The sequence below is a fragment of the Roseibium sp. MMSF_3247 genome (genome assembly GCF_030733765.1).
Classification (GTDB): Bacteria; Pseudomonadota; Alphaproteobacteria; order Rhizobiales; family Stappiaceae; genus Roseibium.
In genome coordinates this window covers 17,594-28,592 of sequence record NZ_JASHII010000016.1, presented here as the reverse complement: position 1 = coordinate 28,592, position 10,999 = coordinate 17,594, and the positions used below count along the sequence as shown (strand labels likewise).

At 57.4% G+C, this 10,999-nt stretch carries 11 protein-coding genes; 9 read left to right on the top strand and 2 right to left on the bottom strand.

Annotated features, from left to right (window positions below; all coding sequences use genetic code 11):
• The coding region (locus tag RBB44_RS25015; protein ID WP_306150538.1) for a hypothetical protein at positions 1–197 on the top strand (197 nt) is incomplete at its 5' end.
• 312 nt (positions 198–509) lie between these two features.
• Positions 510–1,094 carry a hypothetical protein gene (locus RBB44_RS25010; protein WP_306150537.1) on the top strand — a complete coding sequence of 195 codons (585 nt, stop codon included), beginning with the start codon at positions 510–512 and terminating at the stop codon, positions 1,092–1,094.
• A 628-nt stretch (positions 1,095–1,722) separates the two neighbouring features.
• On the opposite strand, the gene RBB44_RS25005 is transcribed toward RBB44_RS25010, so the two are convergent.
• Positions 1,723–4,056: a methyl-accepting chemotaxis protein gene (locus RBB44_RS25005; RefSeq protein ID WP_306150536.1), complete on the bottom strand. Its 2,334-nt coding sequence runs from the start codon at positions 4,054–4,056 to the stop codon at positions 1,723–1,725.
• A 372-nt stretch (positions 4,057–4,428) separates the two neighbouring features.
• Positions 4,429–5,856: a hypothetical protein gene (locus RBB44_RS25000; RefSeq protein WP_306150535.1), complete on the bottom strand. Its 1,428-nt coding sequence runs from the start codon at positions 5,854–5,856 to the stop codon at positions 4,429–4,431.
• A gap of 280 nt (positions 5,857–6,136) precedes the next feature.
• Here RBB44_RS25000 and RBB44_RS24995 point away from each other — a divergent pair, with 280 nt between their 5' ends.
• The 7 genes from RBB44_RS24995 to RBB44_RS24970 are packed head-to-tail and all read left to right on the top strand — an operon-like array spanning position 6,137 to position 10,979.
• Positions 6,137–7,183 (top strand): carbohydrate porin, encoded by a 1,047-nt coding sequence (locus tag RBB44_RS24995; RefSeq protein ID WP_306150534.1) that lies wholly within the window; start codon positions 6,137–6,139, stop codon positions 7,181–7,183.
• 27 nt (positions 7,184–7,210) lie between these two features.
• Positions 7,211–7,483 (top strand): YMGG-like glycine zipper-containing protein, encoded by a 273-nt coding sequence (locus tag RBB44_RS24990; RefSeq protein WP_306150533.1) that lies wholly within the window; start codon positions 7,211–7,213, stop codon positions 7,481–7,483.
• Entirely contained in the window at positions 7,434–7,772 is a 339-nt protein-coding gene (locus tag RBB44_RS24985; RefSeq protein ID WP_306150532.1) for a hypothetical protein, read from the top strand. Before RBB44_RS24990 ends, RBB44_RS24985 begins: the two co-directional genes overlap by 50 nt.
• Positions 7,773–7,792: 20 nt before the next feature.
• Positions 7,793–8,908 (top strand): arginase family protein, encoded by a 1,116-nt coding sequence (locus RBB44_RS24980; protein ID WP_306150531.1) that lies wholly within the window; start codon positions 7,793–7,795, stop codon positions 8,906–8,908.
• Positions 8,838–9,053: an arginase family protein gene (locus tag RBB44_RS25585; protein ID WP_371932355.1), complete on the top strand. Its 216-nt coding sequence runs from the start codon at positions 8,838–8,840 to the stop codon at positions 9,051–9,053. Before RBB44_RS24980 ends, RBB44_RS25585 begins: the two co-directional genes overlap by 71 nt.
• Complete coding sequence (locus tag RBB44_RS24975; RefSeq protein ID WP_306150530.1) at positions 9,043–9,969, top strand: peptidylprolyl isomerase; 927 nt, start codon at positions 9,043–9,045, stop codon at positions 9,967–9,969. The genes RBB44_RS25585 and RBB44_RS24975 overlap by 11 nt, the downstream gene beginning before the upstream one ends.
• The gene (locus tag RBB44_RS24970; protein WP_306150529.1) at positions 9,966–10,979 is read left to right on the top strand and encodes a HupE/UreJ family protein; all 1,014 of its coding nucleotides are present in this window, start codon (positions 9,966–9,968) and stop codon (positions 10,977–10,979) included. The genes RBB44_RS24975 and RBB44_RS24970 overlap by 4 nt, the downstream gene beginning before the upstream one ends.
• The last annotated feature ends 20 nt before the right edge of the window (positions 10,980–10,999 follow it).

The window sequence follows — 10,999 nt, the reverse complement described above, 5'->3', positions numbered from 1 at the left end:
CGCTTCTGGAAGATGATGATTTAGCCCAGTTTGATTTTCCGACCCTCGCAGAAGGCGACACTGTCATCGTCGTACAGCTGTCGTTGGAGCATTCAGCCTTGTTTGTAAGTGATATTGTCGGTGACTTCAGTCTCGGTGATTTCCATATCCGGCGCCCGCGGTTCAAAACAGAGATCGTTCACGAAGACGACAGCTGACAAGGCGTCCGCTCTCGGACGACGGCAGTGTCCATCGAGTGGGCATGAGCCCCATCGTGGAACGTCCAAAGCACCCCAGCGCCAAAACGCCCTGGCTTCTGAAGCACCCGACGCCCCGCCTGGCGCGGCAGCGCCCTGTGTGGCGGCCATTGGCCCGCCCAATCTTGTCCGGACTGAAAACCGAACGCGCAGAGCCAAAGAACGTGCTCGGCAGACACGCACCTGCCGGCGAAATACTGCAATCTACGTTCAAATACGTAGCGAGTATTTTCATGATTTACGCGTGATCAGAGTTACGGAATACTACGTAGCATGACCATATTCAGAACCGGGGTGTCGCCCCAGATCGCCTTTGCGTTTCTCTGCATGGCCTTCGGGATCTTTGGCCCCTTTGCCAGCCTGGTGGATCACGTTTCCGGCACCGTTTCAGGTCCCTATACCCACCCGCTCACCGCCGCATCGATTTTGTTTGGCGCCTATTTCATCCTCTTTTACGAAAACGGCTTGAGCCCGCTCGGGCGCACCTATGCACCGGCGATGTTTTTCGCGTTTGCAGTGCAAAGGCTGTTGGAAATCAATGTGCCGGCCTGGCCGACCGTCATTGGCAATTTGGCCACGGTTGAGGGATTGGATGCACTTGGTTTGCATGGCGCGGTCTCTTATCAATCCGCTCTGATGATCATTGCCATGGCGTGTTTTCAACTGTCCTTGGGGCGCAATTGGTTTATCGCCTTTGCAAGCCTCACCGCACTTGTATTGTTGGTGACTTTGTTCTGGCTGATCGATCAGGCCTTTCCGTCTGAAACGACCGAATTGTCTGTTTTTTCACTCGCAGGTTTCACGCTTTGCACACTGGGCCTGCTTGAGCTGCACAAGCAATATCCCGGACGGTCCTGAGCTTTGTAGGTCGCTGGGTGCAGGAATGCTGCGCTCCGGGCGGTCGTCTCGCGGTCCTTCGAGCCGCGCCAGCCTGCCTGAGACAGACAGAACCGGTTCCCTGCCACTCCCGGCGGGCAGCCTGGTTGTGTCGGCCCCGAGCACCAGGCCCCGAACACCAGGCCCCGAACACCAGGCCCCGAACACCAGGATTGAGATCTGCCGCCTGCGGAACGGATTTAAAAAACGTCACCCCAAAAGCCACTGAACGTAACCTTGCGTCAACGGTTTGCGGGCTAGTGTGGTGGCGGTCAATCGAAACTCATCCCGGCACCCTGCCCACCTCCAGTGCCGGGATTTTTTTGTCTGCAGCCAGTGCCGCCGGCTTGGCCCACCCAGCCCTGTCAAACTTGTCAGCTTGATAAAATCCGGGTCTTAAATTAACGAAAGTGGCGGAGGCCACGGTTGGGCCTCTTGCACAGTAACTTTTTGAGATCTGCCTGCAAAAATGCCGGCAGATCTTTTTTTGGCCCCACCACTTCTGATCAAGAGCAACCTCCAAGCCCGGGATCAGCTTTTGCGCCACGTCCAGACGGCAGGGACCTTTGAAGTCCGCATCCAGGCCAAAGCGATATCAGCGGCAGCAGCGTCAGGCCGCAATTTCAAACAGCGCGTCGAGGCGGCTCAGCGGTTCTGCGAACTGAACCCCCATGTTGTCGCCCTCGAAGCGCACGACCCGGGCTTTCAGCATCAGCCCGTTGGTCATCTGAACGGTAATCTCATCATTGATCTCGATACCGTCCGGTCTCTGGATCAAGGCGCCGGTCAGGCTCGCATCCTGCATTTCACTGGCAACCCGCTGGCCCTTGCCGGTGATGACAAGAAGCTGATGCATCTGCTTGCGCGCCGCCTTCCGCCGTTCTTCAACATCATGTGAAACATCTTTCAGGAAGCTCTCCACTTCGCTGGCCAGCGTCGTTGTGGCCTCTGCAAGCCCGGCTGATGTGGTTTCGACCTGGGCTGCAAATCCGGACGTTTGGTGAATGGACTCGGCAACAGACGCCACATTGCCCGAGGCTGTGGAGGTGCCGGACGAGGCTTGGCCGACAGCAGTCGTGATTTCCTGCGTGGCTGCCAGTTGTTCATCCACCGATCCTGCAATTTGACCCGCAAGGCTCTTCACCTCGGAAATCGCCTCTGTGATGGCCTGGATGGACTGCACAGCCTCCTGGGTCGATCCCTGGATCCCCTGCACCTGCGTCCCGATCTCTTCCGTGGCTTTGGCCGTTTGCCCGGCCAGCTCCTTGACCTCGGAGGCCACCACGGCAAAGCCGCGCCCGGCCTCGCCGGCGCGCGCGGCCTCGATGGTGGCGTTCAAGGCGAGGAGGTTGGTCTGCTCGGCAATGTCCCGGATGATATTGACGACCGATCCGATCTGATTGGCCGCCTCCGACAGCTTGGCAACATCTTCATTTGTGGCAACCGCTTTGGCCTCGGTCTCGCTCATCAGCGTGTTGGCCTCGGTCGTCTGTGCGGCGATGGCCTGGATCGAGGCGGTCAGCTGTTCCGTTGCAGCAGCCATGATCTGGACGTTTGACGACGCATCTCCCGTCGCGCTTTGAGCAGACCCCGCTTCGTTTGCCGCATTGCCTGCGATCTGTGCCAGAAGTTGAGAGGCTTCCCGCATGTCGGTTGTCTTGCTATTGGCGGCATCCAGTGCGGCAGACACGACACGTCTGAATTCGGCAACGAGGGTCTCGATATACGACTGGCGCTGACGCTCCCGGTCCCGTTCCTCCCGCGCCTGTTGTTCAAGCCGCAGCCGTTCAATGGCATTGTCCTTGAAGACCTTGACAGACGTTGCCATGGCCCCGATTTCGTCCGTCTGGTCACTGTTCGAAACCTCGACGGAGACATCGTTGTTGGACAGGCGGCGCATGGTCTCCACCAGCCGCGTAATGGGCGGCACGATGCTCCGGTAGACGAAGACGGACACCACAACCGCGCCCCCGCATAGGGCAATCAGGATCACGCTCAAAAGCCAGAACGTGGTTTCCGCCGTGGTCGCAACGGTCCTTGCATGCGCCCGCAAGCTGTCCATCGCAGCATCTTCAACGGTCTTCATCGCATCGATGCGCGCTGTGCTGGCACCAAACCATTGAGGCCCCGTGACCGAGGAAATGTCGCCGCCAAACGGCGCGGCATAGGCCAGTTTCCGAAGCGCAAGAACATCATCCTGAACGGCCCCTGAGAGAGCCTGGTCGAACAGGGCAGCGATCTCAACGGGCGCATACCTTTTGAAACTGTTGAAGAAGGTGTCCTGCATGGCACCGAGCCGGACAAACCGGCGGTAAACGGTTTCATTGAAGGTCCCGCTTCCGAAACCGGCCGCCCCCATGGCCCGCTCGATCCCGGCCCGTTCCTTGCCCTGCAGCAGGGCGGTAAAGGCAAGCGCGGGCCGCATGGTGCGCCCGTCATCCACGACCTTGTTGACGCTTTCCACCATGTCGAGAAGATCGGAAATCAGGGGCGTGTAATATCCGGCCATCTGCGGCACTGTGATGTCGAAAGCGTCGACCTTCGCCCGCATGGCGGTGAGTTGGTCCAAAGCGGCAAAAGCGGCTTGGTGGAAATCTGCATAAGCGGGAATTGCGAGCCGCCCTGCGGGCTCTGGAACACGGGCTCTGAAGTCGGCCAGTTTGGCGTCGGTGTCGGCGCGCCGGTCATGAATTGCATCGCCAAAGACCGCGCCCTTGGAGCCGATGAACCCGGCCGAGGTGCCCCGCTCCTTTTGAAGCTCATGCACCAGATTGGAAATAAAGGGTGTTGCGTCCAGAACGGACAGCACGAATTTTGCTTCGCTCGATCTTTGATACTCGTCGTAGATCTTGTACGCGCTGATCACGATCAAGGCCAGCATCGGCACCAGACACAAAAGCGCAATGCGCAGGGCAATGGGTTGATTGACAAGCAGACGGGCCATTCAAATGCACCTTATAAAACCACCAAACGGACGTAGCGTCACTTTGAAACCTAAAGAAAAAGATACCGCAGCTGCGAAATCAAAAATGAGATCGTACTTTCGCAAGGATTGAAAAAGCTGGGGGCGCTGCACCGGGTGGCAGCGGTCAGAAGACATCCCGCTCAAAAAAGGTTTTTTCGCCCGCCTTTTCGCCGGCCGTGGACACCGCGCCTCCCGGAGCCCGTCTTCCCGGGCATCCGGTGGCATCGCCGCCCCGTGAGCATACGCCAAAAAAGAGGCTTCTACTACAATCAAGAAAGGTTCAACACACCGGTTCTTGAGCGTTTTGGTATATCCCAGCCTCTGATGCGCCAGCCAGTCTTGCTGCAACACTCAAGCCGGGACGTGCTCCAGCTTAAGGCCTGCCTTCACAAGGCCCTCGGTAAGAGTATCGCGATCCGCGCCGAGAAAGAAGCCGCCAACGAGGCTGTGCAGGCATTGCTCTGCCTGCGGTACTTGCCGGGTCAATCGTCCGGCATAGTCTCTTGCCTTTGTCTGCTCTCCGGCGAGCGCATGAGCTGCAGCTCCAAAAAGCGAAATCCAGAAAATGTTCTGATTGGCAGATTGGGCCGTTGCATTGATGAGATCCAGGTACCTGCCAGTCCGGAACAACGAACTTAAAAGGCCGCATTCCTCAAATACATGCCTGGACGAGGACACCTTGACATGATCACCATCCTCCAATGCACCCCGCTCTGCTGTAAGGCACGTCAGCAACCGGACGTCATGCTGAAAGAACTCAGGCAACCCATCCGCCCTTAGCAAAGCGACGTGACTTGCCGCTTCATGCGCCCGCTCCGCCTTCAAAAGAGCGTAGGATTTTGCGAGCCGCGCGACCGGATTGTTCGGACCGGCCAAAAGAGCGTCTTCCGCCTGGTCGAGAACCTGTTGGTCGGAGTAGCGACACTTGGCAATCGCAAAATTGCTCGAGACATGCATCATGTCCGCAAGCAACGCTTTGGACGTTGCGCAGCTGGTGTGCATCGATGCTGCCTTTAGGTTGAAAATCGCCTTTTCAACCAAACGGCCATTTTGTGTGCCCATAACATTGAACGCGCACATGAGTGCGGCAAAGCTGCTGCCCGGGAACCGGTGCGCAAGCATGTGAGGCAATGCCCCTGCGATCGGATCGCACAGTGTTGCGCCAATATGCGCGGCGATCACGGTACTGAGTCGGCTGAAGGGTCCCTCTTCTGATGGGTGGAATTTTGAATAACGCGCGACAACACGCCTCTGATGGCAATCCAGCAGCGAGAAAAAACACTGAAACCCGTCTTCGAGATGAAAGGTCTTGCCGAAAATGACGTAGGTGCAATCACCGGGCAGTTTGCTGCCCCTCCGCTCTTCCAATCCGCCCTGTTCTGAAAAAACAATCCCGGAGGATTCGTAGAATGGATAGGCGGACAGTTGGACAAGCAACTGGGACTGCACCAACGCATTCAGGGTTGCTGACTGGCGATCATTCGCACCAAAGAGGCACACGCCAATGTTTGCCAGACAAGCGGCATCGAAACACGGTTCATGTCGACGGGGCGTCCCCTTCTCCGCCGGACGAAGCTCGGGCACATATTGTCCCCGCTTGATGTCAACCCGCAAGCCGTCGGGGGACCTGCGCTCTGCGTAAAAAAGATCGAGCGCGTCACGCAGCCGCTTCATTTCGATACGCACATGAGCGTTGATCGAGGGGTCGAAGTCCTGTGGCAGCCCCATGACCGAAACAGCAATGTCATGTTGGGTGATCTTTGAAGGCTTCCCGCTCAAGGCGCGCTGCGTCAAAAATCTCAACAGAGTTTTGAGCCGCCCGGATGCCCGAAAGTCTGAATGCGCGCACAACCAGGCCACATGACTTGCCAGAGCGTGTTTCAATTCAGGTGCCTCCCGCGCTTCATTCCAGGTTATGCAACGTCATGTGTAACGTTACGGAAAAGGTTAGCAACTTCCAACACATTTGAAATTGATCGATCGTATGCCCGGTTTGCAAAGGGCGGTCAGAATGCGTTCATTGTGGTGCATCACATCATTGGTTTGCGTGGTCCTATCCATGTCTGGGAGCCAGCCGGTGGACGCGGACACACAGCCTCCGGGCTTTGACTACGGCGAAATCGCACCGCTTTTCGAAGATGAGGCGGTCAAGGAGGGCCACATCAGTTTTGGTCCCCTGGACCCGGTCTTTGAAAATTATGTCAGGTGGAAGAAGCAACTCGCAGAAGCCATGGGCCTCACTTATCTCGTTGAAAACCGGGTCATCAATTCATTCGGCGACGGTGCCCGGATCAATGACAACGAACTGAACCTGATTGCCAGGTGGGAAGCTGTGTCGAGTCCACGCTTAGGCACACATGCGCTCAGCGTCTGGGGACAGTTTGCACAGAGCGTCGGCCATGTCACAGGGACAGAATTCCAGGCGGATCTTGGAATCCTTTCTCCGCTTTGCGGATGCAACGGCGGGCCCGGAAACACCAACGAAATCTTGCAAATGCTCGGCAACAACACGGTCGCTCCCTACACTGCGCTGCTTGGACTTGGGGTCTTCGGTCAATGGAAATCAAAGACATGGTACCTGTCGGGCCTGGTGCGCGCTACGGACACGGAAACCGGACTGAGCGCCGATGCCCTGAACCGGGGCGATCTCGCCTTTGTTGCAGAATTTGCTGTGACGCCAACCATTCCCGACCTCGGATACGGGGAATACCGTATCACCTATTCCTTCGATGAGGCAGCGGATATGCGGCCAGCAGTTTCCACGATCGGGTTCAGCTTTGATCAGGATATCGGTGACCGAGTCGGTGCCTTTTTCAAGTTCAACGTCGCCAATGAGACCTTCCGGGCCTTCGATCAGCAACTTGCAGCCGGGTTTCAGCTCAAGAAACCGTTTGGCTATGAACACGACCGGTTCGGCTTTGGTGTCTGGTGGGGAAATCCCGCAAACGATGGCCAAGCGCCGGAAACCGGAACCGAGCTCTTCTACAAGGCGCAGATCAGGCCGTTTCTGGAAGTCACGCCCAACGTCCAACTCGTCTTCAATCCGGTCAATTCGACCAAGTCCGTTGAGGCGGTTGCTGGTCTGCGGCTGCGCGGCACCCTTTGAAATCACGTTCAAAGAGGATCTGAGCGAATGGTGAAACCTCTGACATGCCTTTTGGTTGCAGCCGTCATCTCTGGTTTGGCGATGACCGCAGAAGTCCATGCCGGCGCCCTGAAGGGTGCGGTGATCGGTGCCGGGGTGGGGGCAATCGTTGGTGGGCGCAACGGGACGGCAACAGGGGCGATAACCGGCGCGATTATCGGCGGCGTCACCAAGAACAAACGCAACTGTCACTCCGCTCGTGGCCGGCGTCTTGAGCATCTTCCTGGGGCAAGCGGCCTGGGCCGCAGACAAGTCTGTTGAAGACTATCTTCTTGAAGGGCAGCAGGTGATGCATTTGAGCTGCAAGGGTGTCGTAGATCTTCACGGAAACGACGAAACCGCCATCATGCAAGTGGTTGAAAAGATGGCTGCTGTTTCCCTGATAAACCGGCAGATCGACATACCGTCCAAGCAACTCACCGAGCAGGAAGAAGAAGAGATTTGGCTGGAATTCGCAGATGCACTCGCGGATGCCTGTGCTGACGATGCTGATCAGCTTCTGGCCGGAATCATCGACCGTGCAATTGCAGGTCTCATACAATTCTACTAAGCGATACAGGCAAGACGCTCATGATGAAGCACATACTTTTCGCCGCCATATTGGCAGCCTTTCCGCAGGCCTCAGCACAGGCTCAAAATCTGGGAGCCGCGGACACACCTGAAGAAATTGATCGCATCGATGAGGGGGTTGCGCCGCTCATCAGGCTGAACCGTGACGATCCGACATATGATGTATGGAAAAAGATCCGCGACGACATTGGTGAGGGTCGGGAACCGGGGCCAATCAACGTTCAAAGACATGTCGGCGGCTTTCCCTGGAGTGGAATACCAACCTTTTTTCACCTGCCACTTGCGCTGACACAGGAAGATCTCAAGGCGGGAGAGGTCGAGGTCGCGATTTTTGGCGCCGAATTATACAACGGCATGCGGGTTCAAGGATATGGCCCCACCGGCATGCGGTCGCCGGTACACTCGGAAGTCTATCACAACTGGGGCGCGTTCGTGATGCCGGAACTCGATTCCGGCCTTGCCGCCCTGGCCGAATTGACAATTGTTGATTATGGCGACGCTTCCATTCACCCGCTCAGCATGGAAGCCTCCATCCCCGAAGTTCGAAAGATGGTAGCTGAAGTCGCAGGCGTCGAATTGGAAAACGGCAAACGCACAATTCCAATCATCATCGGAGGGGGACATGTCCTAATGTACCCAGATGCCGTTGGCCTGACCGATGTATACGGGAAGGGCAATCTGCAGATCGTACACTTTGACGCGCATGCCGACCAGGCTCCGGTGGGGTTCGGTGTCTTCAACACCCACGGCAACCCGGTTCGTCAGCTTGTGGAAGGTGGATTTGTCGATGGGGAGGATATTGTCCAGATCGGGCTGCGGGGTCCCAATTCTACAGACATGAACGGCATTGCATGGAACCGGTCTTCAGGGCTGCGCTATCACACGATGGCCGAGATCGACAGCCGCGGCTGGCAGGCGGTGGTCGATGACGTGATTCGTCAAGCGAAAGAAAACGGCAAGCCAACGTTCCTGTCCTTTGACATCGATGTGGTTGACCCGGCGTTCATCCCCGGAACATCCACACCTGAACCGGGGGGGGCTCTATATGAGGGAGACCATGAACCTGGTGCGCAGGCTGTGCCACGAACTCAATCTTGTGGGGATGGAAATTGTTGAACTTCGCCCGGAGCGCGATCCGAGCTTTAACACGCTCCTGAATTCCAAGGCGATCTTGCGTCAATGCCTCAACGGCCTTGCGATGGCCAAAAAGGGTCTGCCTGACAATTACTTGCATCCGGATATTGTTGACGATGGCAGATAACCACGACGGCGCTGCCGGTCCGCAGCCAGGTGGCACGGCAGAAACAAAGACCCGCGGTTGGCTTGATCCGTTGCTCATGAAGATGGATCCCCTGATCATCTTCGCGGCGCTTGCAGTGGTGTTTGCTGTTGCCTTTTCTGAACAGGACGATCGGAAGCCATCTGTTCAGATCGTGGTGTCCGCAGAGACCCAGCGCATGATTGTATCTGAACGCGAAGCTGTACTGGGACGTGGTCTGAGCGGACACGAAGAGGCGGACCTTTTGCGAGCATTGATTGATGAAGAAATTCTTGTGCGGGAAGCCGTATCCAAGGGCCTTCATCTGATTGACGGCAAGGTCCGGTCACAACTTCGAAACAAGATGCTTTTTGTTTTGTCCGAGAAGGTCCCTGAGCCGACGGCTGAAGACCTGGCCGCTTTTCAAAAACGGCACCCGGATCGCTACATGGCGCCGGAGACAGTGAGTTTCGAGCACATCTTCTTCAAGGCGGGGCCGGAACCGGCCGAGGCACTCTTGGCGCAAACGCCTGCATCCGCAGACATGCCCGAGGATGTCGGGGACAAGTTCTGGCTGGGGCGCAAGATGGATCGCTATTCCGTTTCGCAATTGCTTTACGTTCTTGGGCAAGACTTTGTGGGCACGCTTGCACAGCATCAGCCGGGAACATGGTTTGGGCCCGTGCGCTCCGGCCGGGGCTGGCATCTTGTTCGAATAGAGGCATTCCACCAGTCCGAACCTCTTCCCGGGCCCGTCGCTGCAGAGCGCCTGCGCGCCGATTGGATTGCATGGCAGGAGAAGGAGTTGCGGCGGAAGCAGCTCGACCGGATCAGCGTGGCCTATGACATCGTCATAGAAGACCAAAACTCCGCTGACCATGCAAAGCAGATCGCTTCGGTCTTGGAGAGCAAAAAGTGACGCTTCGCGGTGCAGCACGCGCGCTTCTGACCTTTTTGCTCCTGGCCTTGGACCAGTCAGGAGCGGATGCGCACAGCCTGGATTTGGCCAAGGTGAAGCTGGAACGGGCAAACGCGGAAGTGGTGCTGGTCGAAGCGCAGGTTTCTTCAGAAGAGGACCTCCTTTTCCCGTCGGTCCCAGTCGGCTGCCTCCTGTCGCACAGATCGGTCAGCAACGGTCCCGCTGGAGATCTGCTGGTAAGGTTCCAACTGTCATGTCCAGCTGGCCTGCCGGTGAATGGCGAGCTTGTATTTCCCTGGAAGGCGAGAAATACGATCCTGTTCAACGGTGATGGCGAGGCGGCCGCAGCAGCTCTGGTACGGCCACGGTCTCTTGACGGGCACCGTGTTCCAATTGCCACCCGTGTGCAGCCGGAAAGACCGCCGTCCTTGGGGTACCTGTCACTTGGCGTGGAGCACATCCTGATCGGAATCGACCACCTGTTTTTTGTCTTGTTGCTGATGATGCTCGTTCCCGTCGGTTGGCCGCTCTTGCAGGCGGTGACCGGGTTCACCGTTGGACACAGCATAACGCCGGCGCTTGCGACCCTGGGCCTGGTGCGCGCGCCGGGCGCTTTGGTTGAGCCGCTGATTGCCTTGAGCATTGTCATGCTGGCCGTGGAGGTTGTTCACAGAGTTCAAGGCAGGGCCGGGTTTTCAAGCCGCTATCCTTGGCGTGTCGCAGCGGGCTTTGGCCTGTTGCACGGGTTTGGCTTCGCCGGTGTTCTAGCGGAACTGGGGCTGCCCGAGCACGGCCTGTTCCTGGCACTTCTCGCCTTCAATCTCGGCGTAGAGCTCGGCCAGATCCTGTTCATGTCCGCAATCCTTCTGGCGAGTGCGCTCTTTTCCTTGATTTTCAGCTCGGCCGGTTCTGGCCCCAGGGCTCTCCAGTGGCCCCGCACAACCACCGGCCTGGCCTATGGGATAGGCATGGTGGCAACCTTTTGGGTGGTCGAGCGGCTGGCCGTATGAAACCGGTATGCAGGAGGGGC

Coding starts and splice junctions, on each gene's coding strand:
- RBB44_RS25010 (WP_306150537.1), top strand. CDS start 510: ATGACCATATTCAGAACCGGGGTGTCGCCCCAGATCGCCTTTGCGTTT.
- RBB44_RS25005 (WP_306150536.1), bottom strand. CDS start 4,056: ATGGCCCGTCTGCTTGTCAATCAACCCATTGCCCTGCGCATTGCGCTT.
- RBB44_RS24995 (WP_306150534.1), top strand. CDS start 6,137: ATGTCTGGGAGCCAGCCGGTGGACGCGGACACACAGCCTCCGGGCTTT.
- RBB44_RS24990 (WP_306150533.1), top strand. CDS start 7,211: ATGGTGAAACCTCTGACATGCCTTTTGGTTGCAGCCGTCATCTCTGGT.
- RBB44_RS24980 (WP_306150531.1), top strand. CDS start 7,793: ATGATGAAGCACATACTTTTCGCCGCCATATTGGCAGCCTTTCCGCAG.
- RBB44_RS25585 (WP_371932355.1), top strand. CDS start 8,838: ATGAGGGAGACCATGAACCTGGTGCGCAGGCTGTGCCACGAACTCAAT.
- RBB44_RS24975 (WP_306150530.1), top strand. CDS start 9,043: ATGGCAGATAACCACGACGGCGCTGCCGGTCCGCAGCCAGGTGGCACG.